General features: G+C 65.5%; 15 protein-coding genes. 4 read left to right on the top strand and 11 right to left on the bottom strand.

Annotated features, from left to right (window positions below; genetic code table 11):
- The 4 genes from AX750_RS20635 to AX750_RS20650 form a co-directional block, all read left to right on the top strand.
- A partial coding sequence (locus AX750_RS20635; protein WP_197432852.1) for an efflux RND transporter permease subunit occupies positions 1–1,373 on the top strand: 1,373 nt, incomplete at its 5' end.
- 178 nt (positions 1,374–1,551) lie between these two features.
- A complete protein-coding gene (locus AX750_RS20640; protein ID WP_047579408.1) occupies positions 1,552–2,046 on the top strand; it encodes a DUF411 domain-containing protein in 495 nt (164 codons plus the stop codon).
- Between the two features lie 5 nt (positions 2,047–2,051).
- Positions 2,052–2,627 (top strand): Crp/Fnr family transcriptional regulator, encoded by a 576-nt coding sequence (locus AX750_RS20645; protein WP_068072574.1) that lies wholly within the window; start codon positions 2,052–2,054, stop codon positions 2,625–2,627.
- A 59-nt stretch (positions 2,628–2,686) separates the two neighbouring features.
- Complete coding sequence (locus AX750_RS20650; RefSeq protein WP_054211509.1) at positions 2,687–3,250, top strand: hypothetical protein; 564 nt, start codon at positions 2,687–2,689, stop codon at positions 3,248–3,250.
- A gap of 59 nt (positions 3,251–3,309) precedes the next feature.
- Here AX750_RS20650 and AX750_RS20655 read toward each other — a convergent pair whose 3' ends face one another.
- The 11 genes from AX750_RS20655 to AX750_RS20715 all read right to left on the bottom strand — a co-directional run bounded on the left by AX750_RS20655 (position 3,310) and on the right by AX750_RS20715 (position 17,267).
- Complete coding sequence (locus AX750_RS20655) at positions 3,310–3,660, bottom strand: hypothetical protein (protein ID WP_054211508.1); 351 nt, start codon at positions 3,658–3,660, stop codon at positions 3,310–3,312.
- 234 nt (positions 3,661–3,894) lie between these two features.
- Positions 3,895–5,337, bottom strand: coding sequence for a multicopper oxidase family protein (locus AX750_RS20660; RefSeq protein ID WP_054211515.1), 1,443 nt, complete (start codon positions 5,335–5,337; stop codon positions 3,895–3,897).
- A 537-nt stretch (positions 5,338–5,874) separates the two neighbouring features.
- Positions 5,875–7,158 carry an MgtC/SapB family protein gene (locus AX750_RS20670; protein ID WP_054211506.1) on the bottom strand — a complete coding sequence of 428 codons (1,284 nt, stop codon included), beginning with the start codon at positions 7,156–7,158 and terminating at the stop codon, positions 5,875–5,877.
- A gap of 58 nt (positions 7,159–7,216) precedes the next feature.
- Positions 7,217–7,735: a cytochrome b/b6 domain-containing protein gene (locus tag AX750_RS20675; RefSeq protein WP_067254926.1), complete on the bottom strand. Its 519-nt coding sequence runs from the start codon at positions 7,733–7,735 to the stop codon at positions 7,217–7,219.
- Entirely contained in the window at positions 7,732–9,252 is a 1,521-nt protein-coding gene (locus AX750_RS20680; protein WP_054211514.1) for a thymidine phosphorylase family protein, read from the bottom strand. The genes AX750_RS20675 and AX750_RS20680 overlap by 4 nt, the downstream gene beginning before the upstream one ends.
- Positions 9,253–9,254: 2 nt before the next feature.
- A complete protein-coding gene (locus AX750_RS20685; protein ID WP_054211504.1) occupies positions 9,255–10,613 on the bottom strand; it encodes an MBL fold metallo-hydrolase in 1,359 nt (452 codons plus the stop codon).
- A gap of 15 nt (positions 10,614–10,628) precedes the next feature.
- A complete protein-coding gene (locus tag AX750_RS20690) occupies positions 10,629–13,013 on the bottom strand; it encodes a xylulose 5-phosphate 3-epimerase (RefSeq protein ID WP_245282479.1) in 2,385 nt (794 codons plus the stop codon).
- 28 nt (positions 13,014–13,041) lie between these two features.
- Complete coding sequence (locus AX750_RS20695) at positions 13,042–13,422, bottom strand: hypothetical protein (RefSeq protein ID WP_054211503.1); 381 nt, start codon at positions 13,420–13,422, stop codon at positions 13,042–13,044.
- Entirely contained in the window at positions 13,419–14,414 is a 996-nt protein-coding gene (locus AX750_RS20700; protein WP_054211502.1) for a ribose-phosphate pyrophosphokinase, read from the bottom strand. The genes AX750_RS20695 and AX750_RS20700 overlap by 4 nt, the downstream gene beginning before the upstream one ends.
- Before the next feature lie 31 nt (positions 14,415–14,445).
- The gene (locus AX750_RS20705) at positions 14,446–16,566 is read right to left on the bottom strand and encodes a heavy metal translocating P-type ATPase (protein WP_082737605.1); all 2,121 of its coding nucleotides are present in this window, start codon (positions 16,564–16,566) and stop codon (positions 14,446–14,448) included.
- 485 nt (positions 16,567–17,051) lie between these two features.
- Positions 17,052–17,267, bottom strand: a complete 216-nt coding sequence (locus tag AX750_RS20715; RefSeq protein WP_156450223.1) for a hypothetical protein — start codon at positions 17,265–17,267, stop codon at positions 17,052–17,054.
- Between the last annotated feature and the right edge of the window lie 274 nt (positions 17,268–17,541).

Consider the following 17,541-nt stretch of genomic DNA (forward strand, 5'->3'; position numbering starts at 1 on the left):
AGACCGCGACCGATCCGGCCCCGACCGAGATGTTCGAGACCATCATCAACCTGAAACCGAAGGCGGAATGGCGCGAAGGCGTCACGCTCGACAGCCTCAAGGCGGAGATGGACAAGGCGCTCCAGTTCCCCGGCGTCTCCAACGCCTGGACGCAGCCCATCCGCGCGCGCATCGACATGCTCGCGACCGGCATCCGCACGCCGATCGGGGTCAAGGTGTTCGGCACCGATCTCGCCCAGATGGAGGCGATCTCTCGCCAGATCGAGACGGTGCTGAAGGCCGTCCCGGGCACGAGCAGTGCCTATGCCGAGCGCGTCATCGGCGGCTATTTTCTCGACATCGTGCCGGACCGGATCGCACTCGGCCGCTACGGGCTTTCCGTTGGCGACGTCCAGAATGCGGTCGTGATGGCGATGGGCGGCGAGACCGTGACGACGACGGTCGAAGGGCGCGAGCGCTACGGGGTGGCGATCCGCTATCCTCGCGACCTGCGCTCCGATCCGCAGGCGATCGCGCGCGAGGTCCAGGTCTCGACGCCGTCCGGCGCCAGCTTGCCGCTCGGCGAGGTCGCAAGCGTCGAGCGCAAGCGTGGCGCCACCTCGATCCGGACCGAGAATGGCGAGCTCGCGGTCTACATCTTCGTCGATACGGTCGGGCGCGACCTCGGCGGCTACGTTCGCGACGCCCAGAACGCGATCGCGCAGAGCGTCAAGCTGCCCGCGGGCTTCCGCATCGCCTGGAGCGGTCAGTTCGAATATCTCGAACGGGCCGAGGCACGCCTCAAGCTGGTCGTGCCGGTGACGCTCGCGATCATCTTCCTGCTGCTCTACCTGAATTTCCGCAGGCTGACCGAGACGTTCATCGTCATGCTCTCGCTGCCATTCGCGCTGGTCGGCGGCATCTGGCTGCTCTGGTGGCTCGGCTTCAACATGTCGGTCGCCGTTGCGGTCGGCTTCATTGCGCTCGCCGGCGTCGCTGCCGAGACCGGCGTGATCATGCTGATCTACCTCGATCACGCGCTCGGCGAGGTGCGTGCGCGCTGTGAAGCACAGGGGCGGGCGTTCACCCGCGCGGACCTGCATGAGGCAATCATGCTCGGTGCCGTCGAACGCGTGCGGCCGAAGATCATGACCGTGGTCGCGATCATGGCGGGACTGCTCCCCATCCTCTGGAACACCGGCACGGGCTCGGAGGTGATGCAGCGGATCGCCGTGCCGATGATCGGCGGAATGGTCTCCTCGACCGTGCTGACGCTGCTGGTGATCCCGGCGATCTACGGCCTGGTCAAGGGCTGGCGGCTGCCGTCGACCCTGGCGCCTGAGAAGGCAGCATCGGAAGCCGCCTCAGCGCCCCTTGTTGCTGCTGTCGAATGATGGAGGGACCAGGCATGCACGACATGATGGGTGAAATGGGCTGGGGCATGGGTCTCGCGGGCCTGCTCGGAATCGCGGTTCTGCTGCTCGTGATCGCCGCGCTCGTAAAATACGTCTTCTTCCGGTGAAGGTGCTGGACGCGCGACTGGAGAAGGACCTAACCAAGGCAAAGGAGACAATCGTGCCGATCGAGCTTTCCCTATCCCGCCGCGCGCTGTTGATCGGCGCCGCACAGGCGGTTTCAGCGTTCGCGCTGCGGCGCCCTGTTTCGGCCGCCGAGACGCCTCCGAAGATGGTCGTGACCCGGGATCCCAATTGCGGCTGTTGCCGCGGCTGGGTCACGCATATGCGGAAAGCAGGCTTTCCGGTTGAGATGGTTGAGGTTGCCGACGTCACGCCGCTTAAGACCCGGCTGGGTGTGCCCGATAGTCTGATGTCCTGCCACACCGCCGAAATCGGTGGCTATGTCGTCGAAGGCCACGTTCCGGCCGAGGCGATCAAGCGGCTTCTGATCGAGCGCCCGAAGGTGACGGGCCTCGCGGTTGCAGGGATGCCGGTCGGTTCACCAGGAATGCAGGTGCCCGGGCAGGCGCCCGAGGATTATGACGTCGTCATCTTTTCCGCCAGCAGGCAGCATGTTTTCGCGCGCTATCGGGGGCTGCAACAGATCTGATGGCAATGGCGTCCATCCTCGCCGGATTGAAGCCGGTCATTCGGGAACTCGCGGCGGGCGAGACTCTATTCGCGAGCGGGGATGCGACGCGGGGCTTCTTCCTGGTCCGCAGAGGGCAGATTCGCCTTGCGCGCTTCAGCGCCAGTGGGTGCGAGACCCTCCTCTTCGTCGCCGGACCGGGAGAGCGTTTCGCCGAAGCCTCGTTGTTCGTCGAGACATATCATTGCGATGCGCGGGCCGTGGCGGAGAGCTCGGTCGCCTGCTTTCCCAAGTCAGCGGCGCTCGCCCTGTTGGAGGGCGATGCGACCGCACGGTTGGAGCTAACGGCGGACCTTGCTCGGCAGGTGATGGAACTCCGGTCCGCCTTGACCCTGCGCGATGTTCGCTCGGCGCGAGAGCGGGTGCTCGGCTACCTCGTGGCGCGAACCGGCGTCGACGGCCGCACCATTACCATCGGCGGGCCGCTGAAGGACATCGCGGCGATGATCGGTCTGGCGCCTGAGGTTCTGTACCGGACGCTCGCGCTGTTGGAATCCGAACGGATCATTCGGAGAGGAAACGGCATTATCGAGCTGACATGATTTCAATCATGTTGCGGCGCTTCCGACACCCTTATCGGAATGATCGAGGAGACCGTTCCATGATCAAAGCAATCGCGTTCAGCCTGCTCATCCTGGCGATCTCCGGATGGGTCGCTCCCGTCTCGGCTCAATCCGTGAGTCCTTACGCTGGCCAGGAGGCGCGCGAGATCAAGGCTCTCTCACGAAATGAGATCGATGACCTGTCTTTGGGGCGCGGCATGGGTTTGGCCAAGCCCGCGGAACTCAACCGATATCCCGGTCCACTTCACGCGCTCGAACTGGCGTCCGAACTCCAGCTTTCGGCCGAACAGCGCAGCGGCTTGAAGAAATCCGAGGCGCGCATGAAAGCGGGCGCGATGGCGTTGGGCGCCGAAATCCTGGACTTGGAGCTCAAGCTCGATGTGGCCTTCGCACGGCGCACGATCGAGCCATTGCGCCTGCGTGAACTGACGGCCCAAATCGGCACCAGGCAGGGCTCATTGCGGGCGGTACATTTGCAGGCCCATATCGAGACGGCTGGCCTGCTCACCTCGGATCAGATCGCGCGATATGATGTTCTGCGTGGCTACCGCAATCCATCGCCGGCGGCGCCGAGCGGCCACCATCTGAAGCAGCACCGTTGAAGTCGTTGTCCGCGACGGCATCGCCCCTTTGCCGCAGTGGGCGCAAGACGAACCGCCTATCATCCACCGTTGGCGCACGATACGCGTGTCTGTTCCATGTAGAGTACGCCATCCCTGACGGACATCGCGAAAGCTCGACGAAGGCCGCTGTCGAACGTGACTACGATCGAATTGTCGGCGACCACATAGCTGCCAGTGGTCTGCCATAGCCCGTCATACGCGAAGTGTCCGTCGGCTCCGAACGCGAACCTCGCGCCTCCCGGCGTAGTGCATAGCTTGCCGTGAACCGCTTGCGTGATCTCTTGGGCGCCCAATCGCAATCCCGAGGGATGAGCTTGAGCGATCTCAGTGGAAGCGACGAGGAAGGGCAGCAGTCCCGCCGCTGCGAAAAGGACACCCTGGAGACCCATTCTCGCCTCCTTGGATCAAGGAACCGTGCCTCGTATATTATACCACAAGATTGGATTTCTGAGGGACCGCGGCATGGAAACTTTCGTCCACCGGACGCGGGAGCCAGGGTAGTCGAGATCGACGAGAACGCCCCACGAATGGACGCTTCAGTTCAGGCGAGCGCCCGGACAGGCCATGTGCACGGGTCCGGGCGCCGAAAGCTGAGTCCAGATGCGGTGACGCGCCGGCCGAGGCTAGCCGATCCCTTCATAGGCAAGCTGGGCCATCATGCCCGTCGCCATGTGGTAGAGGTGGTGACAATGCAACGGCCAGCGGCCGGGATTGTCGGCATCGAACGTGATCGTCACGGCTGCGTCCGGCGGCACGAGGACCGTATCGCGCACGGCTCCCGGGAGCGATACCCCGTCGATGGCGGTGACCTGGAAATGATGACCGTGCAGGTGCATCGGATGCGACATCATCGATGCGTTTCGCATCGTGACCTCGATCCTCTCGCCTTTCCGGATCCGGAGATCGTCCGCGCCGCCGATCCCCCACGTGTAGTCCTGCATCCGGCCGGTGAGGGTCAGCGCGAAGCGGCGATCGGGAGCCCGGACGGGAAGCGAATGCAGGGCCCGCAGCTTCCGCTCGAGTCCGAGTTCGACGATCGGACCGGCGTGCTCGGCGCTTCCGGCGACGCGTTGCACCGAGGCTCCCTGCGTGGCGAGGATCACCCCGGTGCGTTCGCTGGCCCCTTCACGCAGCGCGAGAACGGGATAGGCGCCCGGACCCACAGGCAAGGACAGCCGGATGTCGAGCCGCTGGCCCATGCTGAGCGGGAAGGCCGTGCCGACGATCGGCTCGACGTCCCTGCCATCCACCGCAAAGAGCGTGCCGGGAACCGATCCAGTCTCGATGGTGAAGGCCGTCGCGGTGGCGCCGTTGATGATGCGTAGGCGGACCCGGCCGCCACGCTCCACCCGGATCACGTCGGGATCATCGAGAGCGCGATCATTGGCGAGATAGGCATCGTAGTCGATGTCGTTGAGGTCGCTGGCCGTCGCTTGGCTTGTCGTCGCAGGCTGGTGAGTGTTGCCCCCGTGGCCCATCGCGGAATGGTCCATCGGCGCGGCGTGACCTCCGCCGCCCTTCAGCTTCGCGAGCAATTCCTCGGCGGGCTTGAAGGAGAAGTCGTGCAGCAGGACGACCACCTCCTGCTCGTCGCGCGCGAGATCGGAGGCCGTCCTGACGATGAGGGGGGCCGCCAGCAGGTTCTGTTCCTGAAGCGTATGAGCGTGCATCCAATGTGTGCCGCCAGCGCCTACGGGGAAGGTGTAGCGGGCGACATCGCCCGGCTTGAGCAGTGGCTTCGGATTGTCCGGCACGCCGTCCTGGTGCCAGGGAGGGGTCAGGCCATGCCAGTGGATCATCGTGGCCTCGCCGATTTCGTTGGCAAGGCGGACGTCGAAGTTCGATCCCGCTTCCAGGATGAGCCCATGGCGGCCATCGGGTTGCAGAAGGCCGAACACGCGGGCGCTCCTCCCGTGGACTTCGATGGTCCGGCTGACGACCCGGAGGTCGATCGGTGATGGGCTGCTCGCTCCCTGGGCGAGACTGGCGGCGGGGCGCATCAAGGCGTTCGCGCCGAGCGCCGCGGCCCCGGTCATTGCGGCAGTGAGGAATCTGCGACGGTTCATGATGAATGTCCTGTTTCGGCCTGCGACGGCAGGGTCGTTGATCCGGTTTGTTGGCAGACATGCGTTGAGCTGGACGACCTGGATGTCAGACGGACCGCTCGGATCGGTATCGAGGAGGGCCATGGGGTGGACGGGCCACGAGGCCACCGGGTTGCTCCTCCTGTCGGCGATACGCGACCGCCTCAACGGTGGTGCTTGAGGATCTCGGGGCTGCTGCAATGGTAATGCCGCAGGCGTTGCACGCCGCCGCGCAGCATGGACCTGACGGCCTTCCGGCCTCCGGGTTGCCGTGCCCATGTTGGTGTTGGCTCGCTGTGATTTTCGATGCGTCGACCTGGGAGAACCCAGCCGTCGGCTCCTCCAGGCAATGGACGGGATGGGCGCTGATCGTCGGTACCGCGATCAGCACGAACGCGAGCGCCACGATCAGCGCTCTTCTCAGTCCGGCAATGGTCTTCGCCAAAGTCCGCATCCGCTCAACGGTGGATCCTCGGACCCAAAGCTAGCGCAATGCCCGACGTCGCGAATTAACCCCGATCAAGGATTCGGAGTGCCCAGGAGGCCCGCCCACTCGAAATGCGGCAAGGTGACGAATGCCGCGTAACCCAACGCAGCCGCGACGATCGTGGCGCCGATGTATGGCAACCAGAAGCGGACAGGTCCGGTTGCGATCGCGACCGAGATGCGCCCGACAGCATTGCTCGCGAGCGCCAGCAGGACAGCGTGGCCGACGGCCTCGGGCGATGCCGACTGCCCGAGAAGCCGCAAGGCGCTGAGCACGGCGACGTCCACGTCGAAAAGCCCCGAGATCGCGGAGGTCGCGATCATTCCGCGGCTGCTTCCGATCGACAGCACGGCGCTGATCGTCGAGACGACGCCGAAGAGCACGGCGAAGGCCAGGAGCGGTCCGAGCTCGAAGGGATTTCGGGGCGGTTCCGTACCGTCTCCGTCCACCCGTCCCCGCGACAGAAAGAGGGCGCCGGATGCCCCGAAGCCGACAATCGCGGCAAGCATCGCGGTGCCGGAAACGCCGAGCAGCGATGGCGCGACGATGGTCACGATCCCCGCCACGCGCAGCACGGAAACGCCCGCGGCGAGCGCAGCCGCTCCGGCGAGCGGCCAGGGACTTCCTCCCGCTGCCGCCGTTCGCGCCAGCGCGACGGTGACGGCGGTCGAGGAGACGATCGCGCCTGCCAGGCCGCCTACCAGGACGCCGCGAGCGGTACCGAGGGCCCGGACGGCGATATAGCCGAGATAGGAAATCGCGGCCGTCAGCACCGTGAACAGCCACACTTGCCGGGGGTTGAAGCCTCCCCATGGATCGATCGTACGCGCAGGCAGGAGGGGCAGGACGATCGCGGTCATCACGGCGAGCACGAGTGCCGAGCGCAGTTCGATCCAGGAAATCCTCCTGAGCAGCCCGTGCAGGAGATCGCGACTGGCAAGAACGGCCGCGAGCGCGGCTCCGCCCGCCGCCGCGACGCGTTGATCGCCCGTGACCGCGAGGGCGCCGAGCGCGAACACGCCGAGAGCGGCGATGACACCGGTCACGCTGAAGCTCTCGTCGTGCATGGATTCGCGCGCCTGGTACCACGCAAAGACGGCGGTGAAGGCCAGGAACGTGGCGATGAGGACCGCGGGCGTGTTCAGGCTGAGGCTGAGGGCCGCGGCGACGCCGCCCAGCAGTCCAGAGATCCCAAAGGTGCGTATACCCGCCGTCCGGCCGCCATCGGGCGTGTCGCGTTCTCGCCACCCACGCTCCAGTCCGACGAGCAAGCCGATGGCCAGAGCAAGGCCGAGCTGCGGGATCAACGAGTCCATTGTGCGTCCGCTCCGGAGCCGATCTCCGACGCCCGGTTCCTGGCGACGGCACGCCTCATCAGCCCTTGATCATCCTGCGCAAGACGTCGTCGCGGCGATAGAGGTGATGCCAGAGCGCAGCGACGATGTGGATGAGGACCAATGCCAGGAGCAACCAGCTCAGGTATCTATGGAGAGGCGCGACCCGGAAGGTGAGATACATCGCGATCGTTCCGGTCACCGGCAGCGCGATCAAGAGGCCGTACAGCGCTATGTGTGTGGCTGAAGCTACCCGAGCTTCCAATCGCGAGGTGCCATCGGGAGGAAGGGGCTTGCCGCGGACGAGCCGGATCGCAAGCTGTAGCAGCGCCATCAGCAGGATCAGCCATCCGCTCCAGGCGTGAACCTGATGCAGGAACAAGTCGATGGGAGCAGGCTTGAGGAAGCCGTGCGCCAGGTGCGTGCGCTGGATCGCCCAGGCCGTCGGCACCTGGATGATGCAAAGGAGCGGCACGATCCAATGCATGGTTCGTTGGTAGACGTTGAACGCCTGCGTCCCGGGACAAGCCAGCGTGGAAGGCCATAGCTCGAGCCTCACGGCTCGACCTTGACGATGTCTCCGGCACGCGAGGCGTAGTCGAGCGCGTAGGATAATTCCGAAGCCGTTTCGGCGTGGACATGCAGGAGGGGCTGGCCCCTGTCGATCGTCGCGCCCAACCGGACCTCCATATGGACGCCCGCGGCCTTGGCCTCCGGCGCTCCCGCCAGCTTGGCAAGCCTGGCGACCTTGCGGTTGTCGATATGAACCACGCGACCAGCGCTTGGGGCGACGAGCGCGTGGACGCTCGATGCCTTTGGCGGTGCGCGCAACCCGCCCTGCGCCCGGCAGATTGCCTCGAACTTCGTCCAGGCCTTGCCGCTGCTCAACGTTTCAAGGGCCATCACGGTGCCGCGTCCTTGTTCGGCCTTGCCACCGATCTCAAGGGCCGCGCCCGCGAGCAGGGCGGCACGCTGGCGCAGATCGTCGGGGGCATCGGGCGCGTTCTGGAGCACGGCGAGGACATCGAAAGCCTCGAGGGCCGGGCCGATACCTCGCCCCACGGGCTGTGCCCCGTCGGTCTGGAGACATGTCGCGCTGAGGCCGAAACGTGCCGCGACCGCGCTCATGCGATCCGCGAGATGATCGGCGGCCTCGCCGCTGCGGACCTTGGCGGTCGGCCCGACGGGGATGTCGATGACGACATGGGTCGAGCCCGCGGCGATCTTCTTCGAGAGGACCGATGCGATGAGCTGACCTTCGGTGTCGACGTCGAGTTCACGCTCGACGCGAACGAAGATGTCGTCCGCGGGGCTGAGGTGCACGGCGCCGCCCCATGCCACGCATCCGCCCTCGGCCTCGACCACTCGCCGTAGCTTCGCCATGTCGAGATCGACCGGCGCGAGCGTCTCCATGGTATCGGCCGTTCCAGCCGGAGAGGTGATGGCGCGGGAGGAGGTCTTGGGCATGACCAAGCCGTTCGCCGCAACGATGGCGACGACGATCGGGGTCGTTCGGTTGCCGGGAAGGCCGCCGACGCAGTGCTTGTCGACCACGATCGGTGCATCCCATCGCAGATGGTCACCGACCTTGACCATCGCATCCGTCAGATCGGCCGTCTCGCCCTCGTTCAGCGGCAACGCGGCACTGGCCGTCAGGAAGGCTGCGAGATGGACGTCGGTGTAGCGCCCGGCGACCACGTCCCCGACGATAGCGGAGAACGCCTGCGCATCGAGCCGGTTGCCGTAGATGCGCCGGCGCACGCTTGCCAACGACGAGATGGCGGGCGGATGGCTGACGGTGATCGCCTCGCCCTCCGTGATGCCGAGAAGGTCCCAGGCCGTCTCGGAAAGCCCGGCCTCATCGAGGGCGAGGAGCGAGTCCCCTTCGACCTGGAACAGCGTCGCCTGGACATGCCGCTCGCCATTGGAAAGCAGAACCTGTGATCGGGCGGCCAATCCCTCGGAGCGACAGACGTGGCAGTCGGTCCGCATGACGACGACCGCCTGGTGCTGCGAGTGCAGGTGTAGCCGCCTGGCTCGCAACGTCGGTTGGGTGACGGCGGGATCGTTGGGCATCGTCATAGGTCGAAGGACTGGTTCATGCGAGGGATGGTGGCGTTCCAGCCGAGCTCGCGGTCGATTCGCACGCGCAAGGCTTCCGAAGCATCATCCTCACCGTGAACGATGAAGGCGCGGCTTGGCGCGCGCCGAAAGCCCGACAACCAGCGCATCAATTCGTTCGCGTCAGCGTGCGCGGAGAGCATCGACAACTCGGCGACTTCCGCCTGGACGGGGATCCACTCGCCATGGATCTTGGTCTCGTGTGCGCCTTGCAGCATGGCGCGGCCGCGAGTGCCCGCAGACTGGAAGCCGGAGAACAGGATCGTATTCTTCGAGTCGGGGGCAAACGCCTTGAGATGGTGGAGGACGCGCCCGCCGGTCGCCATCCCGCTCGCCGAGATCACCACCTTGGGATAGGGGCTGGCCGTGATCGCCTTGGAACCCTCGACGTCCCGAGTATAGGTCGCGACCGCACAGACGGCGGTGCACACCTCCACAGGCAGCCGATGGTCGGCGCGATGGGCGTGCAGCAGATTGGTTGCATCGATCGCCATGGGGCTGTCCAGGTAGATCGGGACGTTGGCAAGCTGCCCATTCGTCTTGAGCTTCCACAGATGGTAGAGCAGCGATTGGGCGCGCCCGACCGCGAAGGCCGGGATCACCAGCGTTCCGCCCCGCTCGACCGTTCTCTTGACGATCGCACCGAGCGCTTCGGTGGGATCGGCCGGGTCATGGACGCGGTTGCCGTAGGTCGATTCCACGAGAACATAGTCCGCTTCGGGCACGGCTTCGGGGTCGGGGAGAACCGGGTCGTCATAGCGCCCTATGTCGCCGGAGAAGGCGATACGGCGTCCGCCCCATTCGATATCGGCGGTGGCGGCACCCAGGATGTGCCCGGCGTGCCGGAACCTCAGCGTGGCGCCACCGGGAAGCCGAACGACCTCGCCGAATGGAACCGATGTGAAGAATTCGAGAGCGCGCTCGGCATCATGGCTTCCGTACAGCGGCAGGGCTGGCTTGTGCTTAGAAAATCCCTTCCTGTTGGCGTATTCGGCGTCCTTCTCGTTGAGGTGGGCGCTGTCCATCAGGATCAATTCGGCGATGTCGCTCGTGGCGGCGGTCGCGAAGATCTTGCCGCGAAAGCCCTCTCGAACCAGCCTCGGCAGATAGCCGGAATGATCGAGGTGGGCGTGCGTTAGCACCACCGCATCGATGCTCGACGGGTCGATGGGCAGCGGTTCCCAGTTCAGATCGCGCAGGTTCTTGAGACCCTGGAACAGGCCGCAATCGATCAGGATGCGGGTGTCGTTGTGGGCAAGGAGATGCTTGGAGCCGGTAACCGTACCGGCGCCGCCGAGGGAGGTGAGCGTGAGCATGAGCGTGACGGCCCTTCAGGTCGTTGAGATTAGGAGGTGGGCCGGGTCGCCGCGTCCATTGATGGCGTCGCGCTCGGCGGGTGTGAGCAAGTCGACTTGGGACCAGCCAGCGAGCGGCGCCGCCGCATCCACCAGATGCGCCCACGAGCAACGATTGGCGAAGAGCATCCCGGGCACGTCGAACGTGCCGCCGCGGCTGATATAGCCGAGCGCCGTGGTCCGCCGTGGTCCGCCGTCCAGCCGCCGCAACAGGCCAAGCATGGGTTCAGGCCTCGTATGGGTCACGATCACGCGCGGCAGATCCGGCGGGAACAACGCCGCGACTGCATCGTCGCCTGCCGTAAAGGCCGCCTCGATAGGATCGCGCGGCTGACGAAAGCGTCCGGGTTCGCAGATTCCTGTGACCAGGACTCGATGACCGTGCCGTCCAAGTCGGCTGGCGGCCTTCAGCGCCTCTTCCAACTGATAGGCGCCGATCGCGACGATCTGTAGGTCGGCTGCGTCCGGCACGCCCTCGAAATGGGCCGCGCCGTCCTCCACGAACCGGGTGGCCGTCTCGGCGTCGAGCCGATGCGGCATGTCGCGCTTGGAGACGATCAGGCAGGCCACCTGTCCGCGGCCGCCATAGACCGAGCGCAAGGCGGCCATAGCGGTGTTGGCGTCGACCGGGAACAGGACGCGTGCGGTGTCCGACATCTCGCCGAGTAGTGCCTCGCCGATCGTGGGATCCTGATGCGACTGCTCGTTCTTGGAATTCTCCCAGGTGTGGGAGGTGACGACGAGCGGCACGGATATCCAGCCTGGCTGCCGTCCGATCTCGCGCTGTCGCCGGGCGAAGACGATTTCCTGTCGCAGGCCGCCGAGCATCTTCATGGCGAAGGCCTCGTAACTGACGATCAGGTTGAGGCCACCTTTGTTGGCAAGCGCCGCGCCCGCCACCGCTTCCTCGTTTAGAGCGGTGATGACCGCTCCGTCCACGGCCTCCGCGGTCCCGGGTTCGCAGACGTTCACGCGATGGCGCAGGCGATCGAGCGTAGCGCCCATGTGATTGGATCGCAGTTCGTCGGGGTTTCCGACGCGCGGCCTCAGTTCCGGGTTGTGGTCGACCAGGCGCACGAACCACCGGTCGAGCGCATGCATAGCGCAATCTGCCGGGCTGCCGGCCCTCGTCCAATCGGGCTCAGGAAGTCGAGGGGAGGGCGGGTGCCGGAACGCCAGCGGGTGCCGGCTCTCGGGCGGGCGGTTCTGTTTCCCGTGAACCGCCAGCGCGCCGATGGCACGATCGAGCTCGTCCGACGGCACGAAGAGGGACCGCGCGGCATCGTTGAACGCTTGGCGCGCGACCTCGTCGTTCGACGGGTTGCCGCCGAGCGGCAGGTTATGCGCGGCGTTGGTGCCCGCTCCAGGGAACCCGAAGCCCTTGACCGTCTCGGCGATGACGTAGGGGATCGGCGCGGGATAGCGGCGGTCCGGGCGGGCCGCGAAGCGTTCGAGCCGCTCCTCCGCCGTGAGGATCGCCCAGGCAAAGGCTGCTGGATCCCGCCCGTCGATCGTGAAAGGGTCGAACCCATTATGGCGCAGATGGGAGGCGAGCCAGTCTGAGCCACCCTGCTGTGCGATTTGGGCTCGCTCCTCGATCCTGCGACCGTTGAGGATCATCACCGGGACCGCGATGCCGGAATCCTCGGCGCGCCACCAGCGCGGCGTCCAATCGGAACCTCGTTGTTCCTCGAAGGCGCCGTCGCTCAAGAACGCGACCAGCCGCTCGCCGGGGAGCGGCATGTGAACGTATTGTACCTCGGCAAAGCCGAGGTACCCTCCCTCCGAGATCGCACCGGCCGTGTTGGGGCCGGCGTGGCTTCCGAGCGGAACCGAGGCGTGTCCGTTTCCGTCGATCGCATAGGAATAGAAGTCGGTGGCAAGCCTCGAAAGCCCGGCTTCGCTACGATCGTAGCGGCCCTTTTGGACGGCGGACACGTCGCCGGTAAGGGCGTTGATCGCCTCTATGGAGGCGACGCAATGCCCCTGTCCCATGAGCCAGGAGCGCGTCGTCGCGGTGATCGCGTTGGCGACGAGATAGCCGACGAATGCGGGAACCATATTGAGCGAGCCGCCGGTATGTCCCTCCGGTGTGGCCTTGAAGGCCTCCGGCGGCAAAGGCGCGCCGGAGAGGTCCATCCTTCGGGCATAGGTCATGTGGACGACGGCCCACATGGCGGCCGACGCGAGGCGGTCCGCCGCCGCGAGCAAGCGGTAATACGCATCCACTTCGGTCGTTCTGCCGGCCGCGATCAGCCGCGCCCCCAGGGCCCGGACGCGATCCCTGGTTTCGGACGAGTGCTCGATGACGCCATAGCCATTGGCCCAACGCAGAAATTCGGGAGATGGATCGTGGTTCACTCGCTGGACCTTTCTGCGCGGATTGCTCTCAGGAGAGAAGTGCGCCTGCTGCTGCGCGAGCGGATACCTGGACCGAAGCCGCATAGAGGAGCGCTCTCAGAATGATCGTGAGAGCCACGCCCGCCAGAACCAGCCAGCACAGCCAGTACAACGCCCTCATCCACGGCGCCTCGGGCCGTCCCAGGTCCCGCTCGATTGCGTGCTTGTCGTACATTCCCCAAGCATGCATGAGCGCTCCCGCCAGCAGTAAGGGAACCGTAAGGTCGGCAACGTAGCGGGCGACCAGCAATCCGAGGCCGCCGCCGAACAGAGCGGCGCCGAAAGTCGAGGCCAATTCGGATCGCTTGAGCCTCGCGCTCGTCACCGCATTCTGCCCGCCCGGGACCTCGATTTGCGTGCGAGGCTTCATCGGCCGGACGTCCAGGGTGGCGGGTCACTGGCCGGAAAGGAGTCATATCCGGCTTGCTCAACCTCGTCGCGCGGTTCGGGCGGCCTGCGCCGCCGCACGAGTTGTTCCGCTGCATCTTCCGCGACCGACAACTCGCCTGCAATCAGTGAGGAAAGACCGATGGCATTGCTCTCGTGCTCGACTGCGTCCGTGGAGACGATCCTTTCGGATAGCGTGCGCAGGCGAGCATAGGAATCGTCGGCGAAGATGGCATGGACGACCGCAATGACGGGCTTGGGAAATGCTTGCAGCGGGAGCTTGCGCGCCGCCTCGATCAGGGTGTGGCCGGACGAGGCGATATCGTCGACGAGAACGGGTTGGCGCCCCTGCCATGCGGACAGGTCGGGCACATCGACATCGACGCTGCGATCCCCATGCCTCACCTTGCGAAGCACCGTCCAGGGAGCGCGGGCTCGTTCGGCAATCGCCGAAACCCATTGCTCGCTTTCCTCGTCCGGGCCGATGACGAGGGGCGAATGGACTTCCGCCGCGATCCAGTCGGCGAGAAGCGGGGCCGCATGCAGCGTGCTCGTGGCGATGGAATAGAGGGAGGAAAGCGCCGGATATCGGTGCAGGTGCGGGTCGACGGTAACCAGCCTGTCGAAGCTCGACGAGATGAGCCGCGCAAAGCTTCTCGAGGTCACGGCCTCTCCGGCCCTGAAACGCCGATCCTGCCGCATATAGGAGAGGTAAGGCGCAATCAGCGTCACCGTCCGCGCTCCGAGCGAGCGAGCCGCATCCGCAGCGAAGACCAGGCGCAGGAAGCCCTCGTCGGGCCTGGCCAGCGTGCCAACGAGATCGACCGGCCTGCCTGCGACATCCGACAGGAGGCGCACATAGCTCTCACCATCGGGAAAGCGGCGCGTTTCGAGCGCGCCGAACTCCCATCCTCCGGCATCCGCCAGCCGTTGCGCGAAGGCCTCGTTGCCGGGCAGGGGAAGGATCAGCCGCATCGCGGAACGCTTTCCTGTCGGTTCGTCGAAGTCATGCCTGGCGCCTGTAGAAGCGCAGGAACTGCGCGTTGATAGCGACGATCACGGTGCTGGCGGACATGAAGACGGCAGCCACGGCCGGGGTCATCAGGAAGCCTGTGCCAAAGGAAATGCCGGCGGCCATCGGGATGGCGATGGTGTTGTACCCGGTCGCCCAGATCAGGTTCTGAACCATCTTGCGATAGGTCGCGCGCGACAGGCCCAGGATCGCCCCGACATCGCGCGGATCGCTTCTGACAAGAACCACGTCGGCCGATTCCACGGCGACGTCAGTCCCGGCGCCGATGGCGACGCCCAGATCGGCCTGGACGAGGGCCGGTGCGTCGTTGACGCCGTCGCCGACCATGGCGACCGAGAGCCCGCGCGCCTGAAGCTCCTTGATCTTCTCGGACTTCTGGTCGGGGAGCACCTCGGCGAAGAACTCGGTGATGCCGAGTTCCTTGGAGACGGTCTCTGCAACACCCCTGGCATCGCCCGTCAGCATCACCGACCTGATGCCGAGGCGGGTGAGCTCGGCTATCGCCTCCCTCGATTCCGGCCTGACGATGTCGGCGAGTGCGAACAGGGCCCGGGGTGTGCCCTCCCTGACAAGCACGACGACCGTCTTGCCCTCGGCCTCGAGTCGCTTGAGCTCCGGGTGCTCGACGGGCTGGCCCTGCCGGGCGAGATGGCCGGGACTGACGATGCGCACGCCCTGGTCGCCGACCTTGGCGACGATGCCTTCGCCGGTGATGTTGCTGACCTCGGTCGCCTTCGGCAGCACGATGTTCCGCGCCTTCGCCTCGGCAACGATCCCGTGGGCGATCGGGTGCTCGGACTGGCTTTCGGCTGCGGCCGCGAAGGCCAGCTCGTCATCGACCTTGCCCTCGCCGAGCAACACGATGTCGCTGACCCCGAAGCGGCCCTCGGTCAGGGTGCCCGTCTTGTCGAAGACAGCAGCATTGAGATTGCGCGCGCGTTCGAAGGCGGCGCGGTCGCGGATCAGCAGGCCATTGCTGGCGCTGAGCGAGGTACTGACGGCGACAACGAGCGGGACGGCCAGGCCGAGCGCATGCGGGCAGGCCACGACCATCACCGTGACCATCCGCTCGAGCGCGAATTCGAGAGGGGCGGACAGGAGGAACCACCAGACGAAGAGCGTTCCGAAGCCGACGATGAGGGCGATGTAGGTCAGCCAGGCCGCAGCCCGGTTGGCGACGTCCTGCGTGCGCGAGCGTGTCGCCTGGGCCTTCTTCACGAGATCGATGACCTGAGCGAGATAGGTCGAGTCGCCCGTCGCGGTCACCTCGATCGTCACCGCGTTGGCGCCGTTGATCGCGCCACCGATCGCCGTCGCGCCGACCGTCTTGGTGACGGGCCTGGACTCGCCCGTAAGCATGGCCTCGTTGAAGCCTGAGGAACCCTCCAGGATCCTGCCGTCGACGGGGACCTTGGCGCCCGGCCGGACGATCACGCGATCGCCCGGCTTCAGCGCCGAGATCGGAACCTCGCGCGTGCTGCCGTCGGCCTCGATCCTCGTTGCGCTGTCCGGCAGGAGCCGCACCAACTCCTCGAGGGCGCGTGAGGCGCCCATGACGGAGCGCATCTCCACCCAGTGCCCGAGCAGCATGATGACGATGAGCGTCACCAGCTCCCAGTAGAAGGCCTCTCCGGGAAAGCCGAAGGTGACGGCGGCGGAGAAGAAATAGGCTGCCGAGATCGCCAGCGCGATCAGGGTCATCATTCCGGGCTGCCCCTTACGCAGCTCGGAGGCGAAGCCTGTCAGGAACGGCCAGCCGCCGTAGAGATAGGCGGCCGTGGACAGCGCAAAGAGAACATAGCCGTCACCCGGAAAAGCGAGGGCGCTGGTAATGCCGAGCCAGTGCTGGATCATCGGCGACAGCAGCAGAACCGGCGGTGTCAGGACTAACGTTACCCAGAAACGTCGGCGAAAATCGGCGACCATGGCGCCATGGTCGTGTCCGCCATGTCCAGCATGCTCGGAATGGCTCGATCCGGCTGCCATGACCACCTTCGGGCTGTCGTGACGGTCGTGGACCGAGTGCCCGCTCGCCTGGTGACCCTCATGGCCGCGATGCCCGTGATGGCCATGGTCAGAATGCGGCGAACTCATAGTCTGTTCCTTGGCACGGCTGCGGAGGATAACGCAGGACAGCGCTACAGCGGCGAGCATTTCGGAGGCCGCGAGGGTCGCCATTTCGCGACCGGAAATCTTTGATCGAGATTAAGGTCCAGTGCCGGGGGGCTTTCTCGCACTGTCGCTGCCGCCGCAGGGATTGGTGAGGAGCAACCGCCGGCGTCGGGTGGTCCTCCTTCCGTCATGCTGCGATGGGAAGCGTTGCGGATGCACGATATCGTTTTCTCGCAACCTTGCTCCCTTTGTACGTGGAGGTCGCGGGGCGCCTACCTGCGCTTGGACCGCAAATCCGGGGCCACCGACCACTATGCAACTCTCCGAACCCGTCCTGTGCGGAGACGCTCCTCGAAAGCGGTCCCTCTATCGCTCGAGCGGAGTCCGCAGTTCGTTGTGTCCGCCGACCGAGTATCGGTTGGCGTTCCGTTGCTCACTTAGACTTGGATACAGACAGCTCGAAATTCTTAGGCAGCGGCGGAATTCCGAGGTTCGATAACGGGACCGGAGGGCCGCTCGCCTAGCTCTTCACGCTCGACTTCCGCGCGATCAGCGATCTTTTCCGTTGCACCTGCGATCCGCTTAATCGGCGTGATCACATCGGGGATATCGATCAGTGCAAGAAGCAAACCTGCGATCCAGAATATGTGCATGTGGGTGAACATGGCCAGCAGACCCAACACGCAAGTGACTTCTAACTGCACTTTATTGTGCGCAACTCCGGGTGCGGCGGCGTGCCGGGCTATCAAGGTCGAAGCATTGCTCGCCGTTAGACCCTCAGATCAAACCACGCCGGGAACTCGATTTGGCTAGCGGCTCGTCGTTTCGGTCGGATGGGACGAAAGTCGCGGAAAGTAGCCGGGCACGTCCTGCATGTATCGCGCATAGGCCTCGCCGTGCTCGGCTAGGCCGTAAACCCATAAGACCGTCCGGCCGATTCCAGCGGCGTCGATTTCG

It is taken from the genome of Methylobacterium sp. CCH7-A2, from assembly GCF_001557075.1.
GTDB lineage: Bacteria > Pseudomonadota > Alphaproteobacteria > Rhizobiales > Beijerinckiaceae > Allobosea > Allobosea massiliensis.